This is a genomic window from Vibrio sp. BS-M-Sm-2, assembly GCF_041504345.1.
Lineage (GTDB): Bacteria > Pseudomonadota > Gammaproteobacteria > Enterobacterales > Vibrionaceae > Vibrio > Vibrio satsumensis.
Window position 1 is genome coordinate 1,715,554 of record NZ_CP167894.1, and the last position, 15,325, is coordinate 1,730,878.

At 45.4% G+C, this 15,325-nt stretch carries 17 protein-coding genes and 1 pseudogene; 6 read left to right on the top strand and 12 right to left on the bottom strand.

Features of this window, described 5'->3' with window-relative positions; genetic code table 11:
* Positions 1-4: 4 nt before the first annotated feature.
* Complete coding sequence (locus AB8613_RS07705; protein ID WP_372384769.1) at positions 5-739, bottom strand: 3-deoxy-D-manno-octulosonic acid kinase; 735 nt, start codon at positions 737-739, stop codon at positions 5-7.
* A 96-nt stretch (positions 740-835) separates the two neighbouring features.
* Here AB8613_RS07705 and AB8613_RS07710 point away from each other — a divergent pair, with 96 nt between their 5' ends.
* Both AB8613_RS07710 and coaD read left to right on the top strand, forming a co-directional pair.
* Positions 836-1,900, top strand: coding sequence for a glycosyltransferase family 9 protein (locus tag AB8613_RS07710; RefSeq protein ID WP_372384770.1), 1,065 nt, complete (start codon positions 836-838; stop codon positions 1,898-1,900).
* Position 1,901: 1 nt separating this feature from the next.
* Positions 1,902-2,384 (top strand): pantetheine-phosphate adenylyltransferase, encoded by a 483-nt coding sequence (gene coaD / locus AB8613_RS07715; protein WP_285953033.1) that lies wholly within the window; start codon positions 1,902-1,904, stop codon positions 2,382-2,384.
* A gap of 63 nt (positions 2,385-2,447) precedes the next feature.
* Here the strand turns inward: coaD and AB8613_RS07720 are convergent, their stop codons facing one another.
* The 6 genes from AB8613_RS07720 to radC all read right to left on the bottom strand — a co-directional run bounded on the left by AB8613_RS07720 (position 2,448) and on the right by radC (position 6,469).
* A complete protein-coding gene (locus AB8613_RS07720) occupies positions 2,448-3,452 on the bottom strand; it encodes an NAD-dependent epimerase (protein ID WP_081230192.1) in 1,005 nt (334 codons plus the stop codon).
* 91 nt (positions 3,453-3,543) lie between these two features.
* The gene (gene mutM / locus AB8613_RS07725; RefSeq protein WP_081230193.1) at positions 3,544-4,353 is read right to left on the bottom strand and encodes a bifunctional DNA-formamidopyrimidine glycosylase/DNA-(apurinic or apyrimidinic site) lyase; all 810 of its coding nucleotides are present in this window, start codon (positions 4,351-4,353) and stop codon (positions 3,544-3,546) included.
* A 3-nt stretch (positions 4,354-4,356) separates the two neighbouring features.
* Positions 4,357-4,881: a hypothetical protein gene (locus AB8613_RS07730; RefSeq protein WP_372384771.1), complete on the bottom strand. Its 525-nt coding sequence runs from the start codon at positions 4,879-4,881 to the stop codon at positions 4,357-4,359.
* Between the two features lie 204 nt (positions 4,882-5,085).
* A complete protein-coding gene (gene rpmG, locus AB8613_RS07735) occupies positions 5,086-5,253 on the bottom strand; it encodes a 50S ribosomal protein L33 (RefSeq protein WP_002535344.1) in 168 nt (55 codons plus the stop codon).
* Positions 5,254-5,266: 13 nt separating this feature from the next.
* The gene (gene rpmB / locus AB8613_RS07740) at positions 5,267-5,503 is read right to left on the bottom strand and encodes a 50S ribosomal protein L28 (protein WP_004728407.1); all 237 of its coding nucleotides are present in this window, start codon (positions 5,501-5,503) and stop codon (positions 5,267-5,269) included.
* A gap of 291 nt (positions 5,504-5,794) precedes the next feature.
* Positions 5,795-6,469, bottom strand: coding sequence for a DNA repair protein RadC (gene radC, locus AB8613_RS07745; protein WP_029236389.1), 675 nt, complete (start codon positions 6,467-6,469; stop codon positions 5,795-5,797).
* Positions 6,470-6,692: 223 nt separating this feature from the next.
* On the opposite strand from radC, the pseudogene coaBC reads away from it, so the two are divergent.
* From coaBC to lpxL, 3 genes and pseudogenes are all read left to right on the top strand, one after another.
* Positions 6,693-7,933: pseudogene (gene coaBC, locus AB8613_RS07750) on the top strand (bifunctional phosphopantothenoylcysteine decarboxylase/phosphopantothenate--cysteine ligase CoaBC).
* 139 nt (positions 7,934-8,072) lie between these two features.
* On the top strand, positions 8,073-8,663 hold the full coding sequence (gene slmA / locus AB8613_RS07755) for a nucleoid occlusion factor SlmA (RefSeq protein WP_017063086.1): 591 nt from the start codon (positions 8,073-8,075) through the stop codon (positions 8,661-8,663).
* Between the two features lie 39 nt (positions 8,664-8,702).
* Positions 8,703-9,683, top strand: a complete 981-nt coding sequence (gene lpxL / locus AB8613_RS07760; RefSeq protein ID WP_146491992.1) for an LpxL/LpxP family Kdo(2)-lipid IV(A) lauroyl/palmitoleoyl acyltransferase — start codon at positions 8,703-8,705, stop codon at positions 9,681-9,683.
* Positions 9,684-9,821: 138 nt separating this feature from the next.
* On the opposite strand, the gene pyrE is transcribed toward lpxL, so the two are convergent.
* Complete coding sequence (pyrE, locus tag AB8613_RS07765; RefSeq protein WP_371714013.1) at positions 9,822-10,463, bottom strand: orotate phosphoribosyltransferase; 642 nt, start codon at positions 10,461-10,463, stop codon at positions 9,822-9,824.
* Positions 10,464-10,678: 215 nt separating this feature from the next.
* Positions 10,679-11,395, bottom strand: a complete 717-nt coding sequence (rph, locus tag AB8613_RS07770) for a ribonuclease PH (protein ID WP_009847983.1) — start codon at positions 11,393-11,395, stop codon at positions 10,679-10,681.
* 214 nt (positions 11,396-11,609) lie between these two features.
* On the opposite strand from rph, the gene AB8613_RS07775 reads away from it, so the two are divergent.
* Complete coding sequence (locus AB8613_RS07775) at positions 11,610-12,476, top strand: YicC/YloC family endoribonuclease (protein ID WP_004735725.1); 867 nt, start codon at positions 11,610-11,612, stop codon at positions 12,474-12,476.
* Between the two features lie 305 nt (positions 12,477-12,781).
* Here the strand turns inward: AB8613_RS07775 and AB8613_RS07780 are convergent, their stop codons facing one another.
* The 3 genes from AB8613_RS07780 to AB8613_RS07790 all read right to left on the bottom strand — a co-directional run bounded on the left by AB8613_RS07780 (position 12,782) and on the right by AB8613_RS07790 (position 15,303).
* Positions 12,782-12,994 (bottom strand): cold-shock protein, encoded by a 213-nt coding sequence (locus AB8613_RS07780; RefSeq protein WP_004735656.1) that lies wholly within the window; start codon positions 12,992-12,994, stop codon positions 12,782-12,784.
* A gap of 310 nt (positions 12,995-13,304) precedes the next feature.
* A complete protein-coding gene (locus AB8613_RS07785; RefSeq protein ID WP_017062464.1) occupies positions 13,305-13,730 on the bottom strand; it encodes a phosphate-starvation-inducible protein PsiE in 426 nt (141 codons plus the stop codon).
* Positions 13,731-13,932: 202 nt separating this feature from the next.
* Positions 13,933-15,303 carry an NCS2 family permease gene (locus tag AB8613_RS07790; protein ID WP_048661315.1) on the bottom strand — a complete coding sequence of 457 codons (1,371 nt, stop codon included), beginning with the start codon at positions 15,301-15,303 and terminating at the stop codon, positions 13,933-13,935.
* Positions 15,304-15,325: the final 22 nt, after the last annotated feature.

Here is a 15,325-nt window from a genome sequence, read left to right on the forward strand (position 1 = left end):
TTAGCTAGTCAGCACTCTTAACTAACAGCACTTGGTAGCCTTGCAATAACAGTTCCCAATCCGACTCCTGCCATTGAATCTGGCGCTTGTGCACTTCCTTTAAAAACGAGCGCTTTAATCGATTCAAGTTGCCTTCTTTCCAATCATCACCCGCTTGATGCCCACACTTGTCAAAATCAATGATCCACACCCTTTGCGAGTCATCAAGTAAGATATTATGAATATTGAGATCAGTATGATTAACCCCAGCATCGTGCATCTTGCGTACCTCTTGCCCAATTCGACGATAAATATCCGCATCTATCGGGCCATTGACCAAGACATCAACCAGATCTTTGGCATTGGGAATTCGTTCAGACATTAAGTCCGCTCGATAAAGTAGTCCACTTTTCGTCGCCCGAGCGGCAATAGGCCTAGGTACATTCACACCTGCGTTTGCCAATGCTTTGAGAACATTAAGCTCCATCGCACAGCGCGTGCTTTCCCAATCAGAGAAACGATATTGGTCTTCGACTAACTTCCCAAACAAGCCGCCACGGCGATAATGGCGCAGTGCAGCCTGTATTCCATCAAGCTGAATGAACCATGTGGTACCGCGTCCTTGAGCACTGCCTGAAATGGCGTCTTGTTGCTGCCAATATTCAGCCTCAAAGATCTGAGCGATATTGCCCTCTGGTACCTGCGCCAAAAGTTCAGGGTCGTACCAAATTGTTTGGTTCTTGGTGCTAATCGTTTCCATCTATGAGGCCTTTGGGTCGCTTTTCGTCATTGCTATTTTACAACTAATGCGAGTATCTGCATAATTCTGATGTTATTCACTTTTTTCGGGCACTTTATGTCACTGTTCTCAACTGCACCTCAATCTCTTTGCATACTTCGCCTCTCCGCGATTGGCGATGTTTGTCATGCTATTTCTGTGGTTCAAGCCATCCAGAAGCAGTGGCCTGAAACGAAAATCACCTGGATAACGGGCAAAATAGAAGCCATGCTGATCGGCGATCTACCCGGTATTGAGGTGATTGTTTTCGATAAGAAACAAGGCTTCAAAGGAATGCGTGAATTATGGCGTCAGCTATCTGATCGTAAATTTGATGCACTTCTGCATATGCAAGCCGCACTCAGAGCCAGCGTGCTATCTTGGGGGATAAAGGCGAAGTGCAAAGTGGGATTTGGCAAAAACCGTACTCGTGAAATGCAGTCACTCTTTACCAACCACCATCTACCGATTTCAGATAAGTTTCATGTGTTGGATAACTTTGCCGAATTTGCTCGCTACATCGGTGTGCCCTTCGATAAGCCTCAATGGGATATCCCTTTAACACCTGAAGATGAACAACTAGCAATTAGCACCATGGCAGACAAGCCGACCTTAGTTATCTCCCCTGCAGCAAGCAAAGATTCACGTAACTGGTTGACTGATCGATATGCCGCTATTGCCGATTATGCAGTAAAAAAAGGTATGCAAGTGGTACTGTGTGGTTCTCCAGCTCCACGAGAAGTGAACCTTGGTAAAGATATCGAGGCGCTATGCCAGTCTCCTGTCATCAACTTGATTGGCAAAACGAACTTGAAGCAACTGACTGCCGTACTGAAACATGCAACGGTTGTATTGGCACCGGATACTGGCCCAGCCCACTTGGCAACCACACAATCCACGCCTGTAATCGGGTTATACGCACACAGTGACCCACGAAGAACTGGGCCCTATAACGACCTTGATATTGTGGTCAGCGTTTATCAGCAGCACGTAGAGGCGCAACAAGGGAAACCGGTTCAAGACCTTCCATGGGGAACTCGAGCAAAAGGCGATGATTTAATGAAAGACATCACGCTCGACATGGTAAAACAGACACTCGACAAAGCTTTAAACTCTATTAAAACACCAAGCAAGGACAGCTAATATGACCACACACGTTATCTACCCAGGCACTTTCGATCCGGTAACCAATGGTCACCTCGATATTATCGTCCGTGCCGCGAGCATGTTTGATCATATCACCGTAGGGGTGGCCGCGAGCCCAAGCAAAAAGACCATGTTTAAGTTAGAGGAGCGAGTAGAGCTGTTGCGGGATGCAGTGTCTCACTTGCCTAACGTGTCTGTTGAGGGGTTTTCTGGGTTACTGGTCGATTTTGCGAAGCAACAGAAAGCTAACGTATTGGTGCGTGGCCTAAGAACAACCATGGATTTTGAATACGAATTCGGTCTCACGAGTATGTACCGAAAACTCCTACCCGGACTTGAAAGTGTCTTTTTAACCCCTTCGGAAGAATATGCCTTCCTTTCTTCGACAATAGTTCGAGAAGTGGCGATTCATGGTGGGGACATTAGTCAGTTTGTACCACAAAAAGTTGCGGCTGAAATCAAAATAAAAACAGCTAAGTAATATGCTCATCAAAAACAAAAATAGCGCTCATTGGCGCTATTTTTAATTCAAAACCATCAATTACTACAGCGAATAATAGGCTTTATACCAATCAGCGAAAGCTTTCGCGCCTTCTTGGATTTTAACTTGAGGTTTGTAGCCAACCGCTTCAAACAGATCTTCAGTATCAGCATAAGTTGCATACACATCACCTGGCTGCATTGGCATGAAATTCTTTTTCGCTTCAACACCGAGAGCGTCTTCTAACGCTTCGATGTAGTCCATTAATTTAACTGGACTACCATGACCGATATTAAACACTCGGTATGGTGCTGAGCTGGTCGCTGGTGAGCCTTGCTCTACAGTCCAATCTGGCTGTTTAGCTGGAATTCGGTCTTGAACACGAATAATACCTTCAACGATATCATCGATATAAGTGAAGTCGCGCATCATGTCGCCATTGTTGTAAATATCGATCTCTTTACCCGCCACGATTAAGTTCGCAAACTTGAACATCGCCATATCAGGGCGACTCCAAGGGCCGTAGACGGTAAAGAAACGAAGGCCTGTCGTCGGTACTTCATATAGATGCGAGTAAGTGTGTGCCATCAACTCATTCGACTTCTTAGTCGCTGCGTACAATGAAATCGGGTGGTCAACGCTGTCTGCCGTGTGGAATGGCATTTTCTGGTTCAAGCCATACACAGAGCTTGATGATGCGTACACTAGGTGTTCAACCTTGTTGTGGCGACAGCCTTCAAGAATAGCTAAATGACCGACAAGGTTACTATCAGCATACGCCATTGGATTATCGATTGAGTAACGAACGCCAGCTTGCGCCGCTAAGTGAATCACACGGTCAAACTTTTGCTCAGCAAACAACGTTGCCATGCCTTCTCTATCAGCAAGATCCAACTCGATAAAGATTAGGTTTTCATGCTCAATGCGCTTTAAGCGATCATGTTTCAAAGAGACTTCATAGTAGTCATTCAAGTTATCAATACCGACAACCTCATGTCCTGCTGCACATAATCGCTCTGAAACTGCAGAGCCAATAAACCCGGCAACGCCAGTTACTAAATATTTCATTCTACTATTCTCAATTCATATCATTAGTGTAATTGTAGCTACTAGCCTGCCTATCTACTAGCGTAAAAAAGTGAACATAAGTTCAGTTTTTTTATACTTGGCACTCTTCACAGAAAAACGTGTTCCTCTGCCCTATTTTTAACTCTTGAATAAGAGCTTCACAATTAGGGCACTTTTCGCCTGCTTTGCCATACACTTGTAGCTCTTGAGCAAAGTATCCAGGTTTACCATCCGCCTGTGCGAAATCTTTTAAGGTAGTGCCGCCTTGCTTGATGGCGGTGGCGAGGACTTGTTTGATCTCTTTGGTCAACAAGACCCACTCTTCTTTTGTCACTTTGCTTGCGGGACGCAAAGGGTTGATACGTGCAGAAAATAGCGCTTCGTTGGCGTAGATATTTCCGACACCCACCACCACTTTGTTGTCCATGATGAATTGCTTGACGGCAACCTTACGCTTTTCTGCCTTCTCGGCTATGTAGTCAGCATTAAAGTCATTAGTTAGCGGTTCAGGGCCAGAACCAAGTAACACTGGATGTATTTCATCAGGAGCAGACCACAGCCATGCACCAAAGCGGCGCGGATCGTTATAACGCAGAACCTTGCCATTAGTGAGCTTAAGATCCACGTGATCGTGTTTTGCTGCCGGGAAATCGGCATCTAACACGCGCAGTGAGCCAGACATACCAAGGTGAACAATGGCAGTGCCGGTATCTGTTTCAATCAATAGGTACTTTGCGCGACGCGAGATAGATCGAATCACCTGCCCTTCTAATGCTTTGAGCTCTTGTGGGATATCCCAACGCAGCTTAGGCGTGCGAAAGGTAAGCGTTTTAATGGTCTCACCGACTAAATGAGGTGAGATCCCCATACGGCTTACTTCGACTTCGGGTAATTCAGGCATAATCTAGTCGTCCGATTTAGAGGAGTGGTTAGCGTTAAAGCTTGGAAACAGGTAGCTCTCTTCAATAGACACCGCCAACCACTGATCATTCCAGTTTTTTAACAACCAGAACTCAGGCAATTGATAATAAGTAATGCGTTGGGGCTCTTCTTGGTCTTGGTACCATACTTCGATGGTGTGTGGTGTCTTTAACCGAGACGTAAGGTTTGTGTAGGTCTGTGAGTCGACTTCCGTGCCCACAAGCTCTTTCCAACGTTGTGATAACTCTTGTGCATTGGTGGTTTGAGGGAAGTCCGTACCTTTGAACTGGAAAATCCATTGATTGTCTTGTTGAATGACAGACCACTTAGCAAAGTGCAACGCTTGAAGCTCTGCTTTTGGGTTCAGGAGATAAGGATAAGGGCTATCAACCTGAGGCTCAGGTTCGATAAGGTACGCTTTGATCAATGTTGGAAGGTTTAACACGCCAATAAAAGCGATCACACTGAACATGAGTATGTTGTTCCACCGGCGTCCACGATATCTCATCTGATTCTGCTCATCTAACCTATTGAACATTCAGTATATCGTGAAAGTGGCGATACTTTCTATGTTGTGCGGTTTTCTATCTATAAGGCGTTATATTAAGCAAGAACAATTAAGTTACTCAAATTTTAGATATAAAAAAACCCAGCGATTAAACTGGGTTTTTCAATTCTTTCTTCTACTGAAGAAGAGCAAAAAAAGCATCAATTACTTGATTTTAGCTTCTTTGTACATAACGTGTTGGCGAACTACTGGATCAAACTTTTTGATCTCAAATTTGCCTGGCATGTTACGCTTGTTCTTATCAGTTGTGTAGAAGTGACCAGTACCTGCAGAAGATACTAGACGAATTTTCTCACGAATGCCTTTAGCCATTGCTTAATTCCTCTTAAACGTTTTCGCCACGTGCACGGATATCAACAAGAACAGCATCGATGCCTTTCTTATCAATGATACGCATGCCTTTAGCAGTTAGACGTAGTTTAACAAAACGTTTTTCGCTCTCTACCCAGAAACGATGAGTTTGTAGGTTCGGCAGAAAACGGCGCTTAGTAGCATTGCGTGCGTGTGAACGGTTGTTACCCGTTACTGGACGCTTACCAGTTACTTGGCATACTCGGGACATGAATGTCTTCTCCAATCGTTTCAGCTCGATATCAACCTTGGTGGCCGAACCTCTCTATCAATTAAAATAGAAGGTAAAAACCGTTATGGAAAATCCATACAAGGCTATCAAAGGTCGCGCATTATACTAACTTGACACGCATTGCTCAAGACCCGAACAGATCCTTTTTACGGATTTCGTGATCTTTTTTTGTGCAGCGCAGCTTGCTTGAGTAATCAGAGCTGATTTTAGGTCTAAAAATGTGGGCGGAATAATAGCAGATTTAACGCAACTAACAACCTAAAATGTGATTCAAATCCATCCACGTTCTGCAAAAGAGACAACTTCGCCATCTCCAACCACAAAATGGTCGAGTATTCGTATGTCCACCAGCGCCAGTGCATCGGTTAATCGACGTGTAATCCGCCTATCGGCTTGGCTTGGTTCTGCAACACCCGAAGGATGGTTGTGAGCCAAAATTAATGCCGCCGCATTGTGATGAAGTGACCGTTTAACCACTTCCCTCGGGTAAACCGATGCGGCATCGATGGTTCCTTCAAACATCACCTCGTCCTTTATTACCCTATTTTGGTTATCGAGGAACAATATATAGAAGGCTTCTCGCTGGCGATCGCGCAACATGCTCGAGAGATAAAGCTTAGTATGACTTGGGCTAGTAAGCGCATCTCCACGAGATAAAGTCTCTGCTAGATAACGCTGCGTCATCTCTAATACAGCCTGCAATTGAACATACTTGGCCTGCCCCATCCCTTTATGAGCACAAAACTCTTCCTGTGTTGCTGAAAAAAGGTGACGGAGCGAGCCAAAGTCTTTGATCAACTTGTCTGCGAGTTCCAAGACGTTCATTCCTTGTGTCCCTGTTCGCAGGAATATCGCGAGCAGTTCCGCATCACTCAAGGAATCAGGCCCTCTATTTAACAACTTTTCTCTCGGCATCGATTCGGCAGGTATTTTATCTATTGGCATATAAAGACAATCATTGGTCATGAACACAACCCATCACCTTAATGAGATCGTAATCAGAGATCCTTCGATAGAGGTCAAAGGAAACGAGACACTAACAAAATCGTGTAATTGATAAGTTTGATAACACCAACTTGATGAGCGTCAACTCTGTTCGAGTTCTGCTTCTAGGCACTTATCCTTTGTTCTGATATCGTAAGTCGCAGAGAAATTAAGGAACAGAATCATGCAAACATTGGTTAATCAACTGAGTAACGCTGACCAACAAGGCCTAGCTGGAAAAAAATCCTACTTGGCATTAGTGGTGGTATCGCTGCGTATAAATGTGCCGAACTGACTCGACGCTTAATTGAACGTGGAGCACAAGTACAAGTCGTGATGACAAATGCAGCCAAGGAGTTCATTACTCCTCTCACCATGCAAGCCGTCTCTGGAAAGCCAGTGTCTGATAGTTTGCTTGATCCTGCTGCTGAGGCTTCCATGGGGCACATTGAGCTCGCAAAATGGGCTGATTTGGTATTACTAGCGCCAGCAACCGCTGATCTGATTGCTCGCATGACAGCTGGCATGGGTAACGACCTACTGACCACTTTGGTTCTAGCAACCGATGCGCCAGTTGCGGTATCTCCGGCAATGAACCAACAGATGTACAGCCACCCTGCCACTCAAGAGAACATCGCAACACTAAAACGTCGTGGTTGTGAGATTTGGGGACCGGCGGCTGGCGAACAAGCGTGTGGTGATGTGGGCATGGGCCGCATGCTAGAGCCTATGCAGCTTGTACACCGCTGTGAAGACTTCTTCCAACCCAAACCACTTGCAGGCCGCTCTGTACTTATTACTGCAGGCCCGACTCGAGAAGCGATCGACCCTGTGCGCTACATTACCAACCACAGCTCAGGAAAAATGGGCTATGCACTGGCCGAAGCAGCAGCTAAACAAGGCGCTGCGGTTACTTTAGTCAGTGGCCCAGTATCACTCGCGACACCGAATAATGTCACTCGCGTTGATGTTGATAGCGCTCAACAGATGCTAGATGCCGTTTCTTCACGCGCTGCTCAGCACGACATTTTCATCGGTTGTGCCGCGGTTGCCGATTACCGCCCAGAGACCATTGCTGACCAAAAGCTTAAGAAGGTCGATGGCAAAGACGACATGACCATTCAAATGGTTAAGAACCCAGACATCGTCGCTTCTGTCGCTTCAATGACCGAAGGTCGCCCATTTACTGTCGGCTTCGCAGCTGAAACTCAAGATGTTGAAAAATACGCGCGCGGTAAGTTAGAAAGAAAGAACCTCGACATGATCTGCGCTAACGACGTTTCAGTCGAAGGTCAAGGCTTCAATAGCAGTAGCAATGAGCTGCATCTTTATTGGAAAGGCGGCGATAAGTCTCTGCCACTGGATAGCAAAGACACACTTGGTTTCCAGATCCTCGAACAGATCCAACAGCTTATTGATGCATAAACGCACAAATTTGCTCTGACAATCTGCTGACACCTCTCGATTCTGTTGACCTAGGGCTCACAAAACTAGGAAACAGAATTGATTGGTGTTTATAATCCTTCTTCACTCAATCCTCATCTTTAGGAAAGGAAGTAAATAGATGGCTGGTGCTCGAAAATCAAACCGTCGTGAAGAAATCCTACAAGCTCTCGCACAAATGTTGGAATCGACCGAAGGTGCTTCTCGTATCACAACGGTAAAGTTAGCCAAGCAAGTGGGTGTTTCTGAGGCTGCGTTATACCGCCACTTCCCAAGCAAAGCTCGCATGTTTGAAGGCCTAATCGAGTTCATTGAAGAAGCGTTGATGTCTCGAATCAACCGCATTCTGGATGAAGAGAAAGACACGCTAGAGCGCATACGCCTAGTGCTACAACTTATCTTAGTTTTCTCAGAACGTAACCCCGGCCTGACTCGAATTTTATCTGGTCATGCTCTAATGTTTGAAAATGAACGCCTGCGTGATCGCATCAACCAACTTTTCGAACGCATTGAGACGCAACTTCGCCAGATCCTGCGTGAAAGAAAGCTTCGTGAAGGGAAATCATTCCCGGTTGATGAGAAAATCTTAGCCGCTCAGCTGCTAGGTCAAGTTGAAGGCAGCTTGAATCGATTTGTTCGCTCAGACTTCAAATATCAACCGACAGAAAACTTCGATGCTTATTGGGCTCTGCTAAGCGCTCAGATTAAGTAGCAATCAAATTAAGTAGCAATCAAATCTTAAGTGATGGTTATGACGACGAAAACTTCTCCGACAAACAGCACTGCACAACACGTTATTACTAAGCCACCTTTTACTCTGGCGTTACTCCACCCTAAATACTGGGGGGTATGGTTCGGTTTTGGGTTATTGGCGCTTATCGTTAACGTTCTTCCTTATCGTCTCTTACTGCTATTAGGCCGCTCATTAGGCTCTTTGGGCGCTCGTTATGGTAAAAAACGTGTAGCGGTAGCAACACGTAACTTGGAACTCGCCTTCCCAGACAAGCCAGCAGATGAAGTCTCAGCAATGGTCAGCGAGAACTTCAAGAACACTGGTATGGCACTCATCGAAACCGGAATTACTTGGTTCTGGCCAACGTGGCGTTTCAAGCGAATCCTAGTAGATAAAGATACCCAAGCACTGCGTACGCATAAAGCCAACGGTAAAGGTGTTTTGTTGTGCTGTGTGCATGCCTTAAACCTAGAGATCACTGCGCGAGCAATGGCTGTTCTCGGTATTTCTGGCTTAGGGGTTTATCGCCCACACAACAACCCTGCTTATGAATTCATTCAGTACCGCGGTCGTACCCAAAACGGCAACCGCCTAATTCACCGTAAAGATGTGAAGCGCATGATCCGAATCCTGCGTCAGGGTGAGATCCTTTTCTACCTACCGGATCATGATTACGGTCGTAACAAATCTGTGTTTGTGCCTTTCTTCGCGGTAGAAGATGCATGCACCACTACAGGCACCAGCATTCTTGCGTACACCAGCCGATGTGCACTTGTTCCGGGGTCTGGTTTTAGAAATGCCGACGGCAAGTATGAAATCATGGCCGATGAGTCAATCGAAGATAACTACCCGCAGAAAGATGAGAAAGCCGCCGCTGCCTATATGAACCGCTATCTTGAGAAGATTATCTTAAGAGCACCAGAACAGTGGATGTGGTTACACAAGCGCTTCAAAACAATGGAAGATCCAGAAGTGGAACGCGGCATTCGTTACAAATAGAGCGCCTATCTTTAGATAAGAAAATAGTTCGCTTCAATAGAAAAGTAAAAGGCCCGAAAGAGTTATCTCTCTCGGGCCTTTTTGATTTTTCGATTCTAAACTTAGAGCGCTAAACCGTAAGGTTCGACGCTTCAGGGATTAGATTCCGTATTGAGCGCGGTACGCCTTTACTGCGTCTAGATGTGCTGCATCTGTGCCTTTCTCTTCAAGGAAAGTCACAAGGTCAGTCAGGCTAACGATTGAGATAATTGCACAACCGAAGTCACGCTCTACTTCTTGAATAGCAGACAACTCGCCTTTGCCCTTCTCTTGGCGGTCAATCGCAACCAGAACACCCGCTAAATCAGCGCCGTTTGCTTGGATGATTTCCATCGACTCACGAATCGCAGTACCAGCAGTGATCACGTCATCAACTAACATGATGCGACCTTCAAGTTCGCTACCCACTAGGTTGCCACCTTCACCGTGGTTTTTCGCTTCTTTACGGTTGAAACAGTAAGGCGTGTCCACATCGTGGTGATCTGCCAGTGCAACCGCTGTCGTCGTTGCAATTGGGATACCCTTGTATGCAGGGCCAAATAACACATCAAACTCAATGCCAGAATCAGCCAATGCTGCTGCGTAGAAGCGACCTAAGCGTGCTAGGTCACGACCTGTATTAAACAATCCAGCATTGAAGAAGTAAGGGCTCTTACGGCCAGACTTTAAAGTAAACTCACCAAACTTAAGTACTTCTTTCTCTAGTGCAAATTCAATAAATTCACGTTGATATGCTTTCATGTTTTTCCTCTACGTTTATTCAATAAAACTTAATTAACTTAAACTCATCCCAGTATCTTCTAAGTAGTCGTGCTTTCCGCTAGGCAACAAGCTTGCGAACCCCGTGAGCTTACGAGTAGTAAGTGATTCGGGTGAGCAAGCGCAGTTAACAACGCGGAGGGCGCGAATACGACGAAGATAAAAAAATAGCCCCCAATGTGGGAGCTATCTAGAAACTAGTCGGCCAACGCAGCTTTCTGCGCTTCGACGATATCGGCAATGCCCTTATTCGCCAGGGCTAAAAGCTGCATCAGCTCTTCGTGGCTGAACGGTTCGCCTTCTGCGGTGCCTTGAATCTCAATCATCTTACCGTCTTCCGTCATTACAACGTTCATATCGGTATCTGCTGCTGAGTCTTCAACGTACTCAAGGTCACACAGTGCTTGTGCACCAACGATGCCCACTGAAACTGCCGCTACGTGGCCTTTCATTGGGTTCTTTTTCAGTTTACCGCTTGCTAGTAGGCTGTTGATAGCGTCAGCCATTGCTACGCTTGCTCCTGAGATAGAAGCAGTACGAGTACCGCCGTCTGCTTGGATAACATCACAATCGACAGTGATCATGATTTCACCCATTACTTTCAGGTCAACAACAGCGCGTAGGCTACGCGCGATCAGACGTTGGATTTCCATCGTACGACCGCCTTGCTTACCGCTCGCCGCTTCACGACGGTTACGAGTGTGCGTTGCACGTGGCAGCATGCCGTATTCAGCGGTTACCCAACCCTTACCTTGGCCTTTTAACCAACGCGGCACGTTTTCTTCTACCGTCGCATTACATAGAACTTTAGTGTTGCCGAACTCAACTAATACAGAACCTTCAGCATAAGCTGTGTAGTTACGAGTAATTTTAATTGGACGAATTTGATCTACAGCGCGGTCATTTGGACGCATTGGTATCTACCTTATTAACAGTCTGAAGTGATTTACTATCGAAAGAGTGCATCACCTAAGAAAGGGGTGAGACAGTTTTGATTGGGGCAAGATTATATAGCAGTTTATCATGCAAAGCTATCCATCATGAAAGGCGACAAGCTTCGGGAGCACACCATATCGTGATACTATGCGTGCGCGTTATTTTCAGAATGATAAAAGACAGGAAAATTCGATGATTTATAGTATGACCGCGTACGCACGCAAAGAAGTAAAAGGCGATTGGGGTACAGCAGTATGGGAAATCCGTAGTGTAAACCAGCGTTACCTAGAAACTTACTTCCGTATGCCTGAACAGTTCCGTGGTTTAGAACCAATCTTGCGTGAGCGTTTCCGTAAGCGTCTAGCTCGCGGCAAGGTTGAGTGTAACCTGCGCTTTGAAGCAAACCCTGCAGCAAAGGGCGAACTAAGCATTAACGAAGGTTTGGCTCAGCAAGTAATTAATGCTGCTAACCAAGTAATGACCATGACTGGCGAAGACAGCCGTTTGAACCCATTCCAAGTCATGAACTGGCCTGGCGTGATGGAAACGCCAGAGCAAGACATGGATGCCATCAACAAAGATCTACTTGAAGCATTCAACGATGCAATTGCTGAGTTCATTGATGCTCGTGCTCGTGAAGGTGAGAACATGAAGGCGCTAATCGTACAGCGCTTAGATGCGATCACTGAAGAAGTCGTGAAAGTTCGTGCACGCATGCCTGAAATCCTAGAGTGGCAACGTGAGCGTCTTCTTACCAAATTTGAAGATGCGAAAATTGAACTTGAAGGTTCTCGCGTTGAGCAAGAGCTTATCCTACTGGCTCAGAAGTCAGACGTAGCAGAAGAGCTAGACCGTCTAGACTCTCACGTGAAAGAAGCGAATGTAGTACTGAAAAAAGGTGGCGCTTGTGGCCGTAAGCTTGACTTCATGATGCAAGAGTTCAACCGTGAGTCAAACACGCTAGCGTCTAAATCTATCAGTACAGACATCACAGCATCGGGCGTAGAGCTTAAAGTTCTCATCGAACAGATGCGTGAGCAGATTCAGAATATTGAATAACAGTTTGCCAGTAACACGCTGTGAATAAGCTATTAGCTGAATCAGTGTTGATTAGATCAAGATAAGCTCCTAGTTTTAGGGGCTTTTTTTATGGATGCAATAATGCCAATCAGGTTGAGCAGGTTGTTACGCAGGAGATTTGTTTGGAGCAAGAGATAGATACAGCTATAGATAAAACAGAGAAGCGGATGTAACAAAGGATTTTAGAATATTTTGAGGGGGATATTACAGGTGGAACTAGAGGGGAAAGATTTAAGGGAGAAAGTGACGCAAGTTGCTAATGCAACCTGCGCCGACTTAAAATCTTATAGAGCTACAACGTTTGCAGCTTGAAGACCTTTTTGGCCTTGCTCTACTTCGAAAGACACTTGTTGGCCTTCTTTAAGAGTCTTGAAACCTTCAGATGCGATAGCACGGAAGTGAACGAATACGTCAGCGCCGCCGTTGTCTTGAGTTAGGAAACCGAAACCTTTCTCTTCGTTAAACCATTTTACTACGCCGTTTGTTTTGTTAGACATGATGTGTCCCTTATATAAAAATAAAAAATTAATCGCCAAAAGTGCGATGCGCTGAAAGCTTGAATTATTTAATGTATCTATGAAGCTAAGGGAAACACTGAGAATAACAATGAAGCAATACTAAGGGTTTTACTTTACAACTGGATGTTTCATTTAATAACCCTGAAAACAGAGCGACGCCATTCTTGGTGATCTTAGCCTGCTTGTAAAGCGTTATTTGGATAAATTGATGTTTTTTTGTTCAACCAACCCAATTAAAAACCCAACGATATCGCTGGGCTTCATTTATAAAACCTTAACCTTCAAAGTGTTACTCATCTGGCTGCTTGGTTCGAAGGTCTACATACGGCCAATAATGATGCCCAACACGAATCAAGAGTGTTGCAGCGGCTAAGATAAATGCCGCTAAAGATAACCAAACGATCAATACCGCATCGAGCTCTTTCATACCCAAAGTGATGTAACGAGCAATCGCCATCATCGCGATATAGATTGGGTATCGCACTGGGATCTTGCCGTTCATCACAAACTGTTGAACCATGGCCAACACTTCTAAATAGATGAACATCAATAGAATGTCGGTCAGTTGTACACGGCGTTCAGCGAAGACATGCATGAACTCTTCGACCATCGCAAACAAGGTCGCGAGCGTGATCGCCACCAGCAATACCGCTTCCATAATGTGGAACACTTTTAAAAACGGCTTACTAAAAGATTTGGGTAAATGAGAAGGCATAGTCACTCTTCAAAAAATAATTAATCCAGTCTCTACAATAGCATGCATCAATATAAGTCGCGTACTATCACTTTAGGATAACGCCACCAGTTACATGTCTAGAGACGGCAAATACAAAAATGGCCCTACATTCACTGCAGAGCCATCTACTGGTCTTTTACTTATCGCCTGTTACTTAACAAACGTTACTTACCGATCTGCCCTATAGCAGAATCAGGTAAGTTAAGAACACCACACACAGTCCGTAGATAAGCGGGTGTACTTCTTTGCGCTTACCTGCCACAACCATTGTGAATGCGTAGCTGATGAAACCCATCGCCATACCGTTCGCTGGAGAGAAGCTTAGCACTGTAAACATGATGGTGAAGAAGGCTGCAATGCGTGACTCTTTCTTTTCCCAGTTAATCTGACCAAGGCGACCTACCATGTAAATACCCACCACTACCATCGCCGGCGCAACCATGGCTGCCGAGAAGATAGAGAAGATTGGGTATAGGAACAGCGAGATTAAGAACAGACCAGCCACCATGACTGCCGCTAAGCCCGTTTTCGCACCTTGAGAAGACGCAATACCTGACTCAGAGAAAGCCGTAATCGATGTGGTACCAAGAATTGAGCCAATCACAGTACCGCCTGCATCAGCCACTAGAGCCGACTTCGCGTTTGGCACCTTACCGTCTTTATCAATGATTCCTGCATCGCGGCCAACACCAACGATCGTGCTCAAGCCATCGAAGAAATCGACAATCAGGAAGATAAGCACGATGAATAATAGGTCGAACATTTTCTCAGGTGTGAAAGCCGAGAAATCAAAGATAGCACCGAAGCTGCCTGCCATGCTTGGCGGCATAGCTACTAACTGTTCTGGGATTGGCGCGTTTGATGTACCCATAAATACGTCAGCAAGAATAGTTAATGCAATTGCCGACACAAATGAAATGAATGTAGCGAGCTTGATATCACGAACCATACAGCCTAGTGCGATGAAGATACTTACATAAGCGATGATCACTTTTGGATCTGAGATATCACCTAGACCAACCAACACGAATGGGTTAGAAACGATAATACCTGCATTCTTCAGACCTAAAAAAGCAATAAACAGTCCGAGCGATACGGTAATTGCCAGTTTCAAGTCTTCAGGGATCGACTCAATCATCGACTTACGAATATTGGTCAGCGAGAACGCAAGATAAAGTATGCCCGACAAGAAGATGCCGAATAGTGCTTCATTCCAAAGGACCGCGACTGAACCACTTAATAGCAAGCCTTTAAAGAAGCCGTTCATACTCATGCCCGGCGCAAGCATCACTGGATAGTTGCCCCAAATACCCATGATTAGGGTCGAAATAGCCGCAGCAAGTGCTGTTGCAGTAAACACGGCACCTTTATCCATGCCAGGAATACCACCCAAAATCGCTGGGTTGACCGCCAGAATATAACTCATCGCCAAGAAAGTAATGAAACCCGCGTACAGCTCAGTGCCAATCGTGGTTTTTCTTTCAGTGATTTTAAACAACGAATCAAGTGAGCCAGAAGAGTTCTGGGCTTTTAGGGTGGAATCGGTACTCACAACAAAACCTATGCAATAAATT

Bases quoted from the DNA above. Each gene is read 5' to 3' on its own strand.
- AB8613_RS07705 (WP_372384769.1), bottom strand. From the start codon at position 739: ATGGAAACGATTAGCACCAAGAACCAAACAATTTGGTACGACCCTGAA.
- AB8613_RS07710 (WP_372384770.1), top strand. From the start codon at position 836: ATGTCACTGTTCTCAACTGCACCTCAATCTCTTTGCATACTTCGCCTC.
- coaD (WP_285953033.1), top strand. From the start codon at position 1,902: ATGACCACACACGTTATCTACCCAGGCACTTTCGATCCGGTAACCAAT.
- AB8613_RS07720 (WP_081230192.1), bottom strand. From the start codon at position 3,452: ATGAAATATTTAGTAACTGGCGTTGCCGGGTTTATTGGCTCTGCAGTT.
- mutM (WP_081230193.1), bottom strand. From the start codon at position 4,353: ATGCCTGAATTACCCGAAGTCGAAGTAAGCCGTATGGGGATCTCACCT.
- AB8613_RS07730 (WP_372384771.1), bottom strand. From the start codon at position 4,881: ATGAGATATCGTGGACGCCGGTGGAACAACATACTCATGTTCAGTGTG.
- rpmG (WP_002535344.1), bottom strand. From the start codon at position 5,253: ATGGCTAAAGGCATTCGTGAGAAAATTCGTCTAGTATCTTCTGCAGGT.
- rpmB (WP_004728407.1), bottom strand. From the start codon at position 5,503: ATGTCCCGAGTATGCCAAGTAACTGGTAAGCGTCCAGTAACGGGTAAC.
- radC (WP_029236389.1), bottom strand. From the start codon at position 6,469: ATGCCAATAGATAAAATACCTGCCGAATCGATGCCGAGAGAAAAGTTG.
- slmA (WP_017063086.1), top strand. From the start codon at position 8,073: ATGGCTGGTGCTCGAAAATCAAACCGTCGTGAAGAAATCCTACAAGCT.
- lpxL (WP_146491992.1), top strand. From the start codon at position 8,703: ATGACGACGAAAACTTCTCCGACAAACAGCACTGCACAACACGTTATT.
- pyrE (WP_371714013.1), bottom strand. From the start codon at position 10,463: ATGAAAGCATATCAACGTGAATTTATTGAATTTGCACTAGAGAAAGAA.
- rph (WP_009847983.1), bottom strand. From the start codon at position 11,395: ATGCGTCCAAATGACCGCGCTGTAGATCAAATTCGTCCAATTAAAATT.
- AB8613_RS07775 (WP_004735725.1), top strand. From the start codon at position 11,610: ATGATTTATAGTATGACCGCGTACGCACGCAAAGAAGTAAAAGGCGAT.
- AB8613_RS07780 (WP_004735656.1), bottom strand. From the start codon at position 12,994: ATGTCTAACAAAACAAACGGCGTAGTAAAATGGTTTAACGAAGAGAAA.
- AB8613_RS07785 (WP_017062464.1), bottom strand. From the start codon at position 13,730: ATGCCTTCTCATTTACCCAAATCTTTTAGTAAGCCGTTTTTAAAAGTG.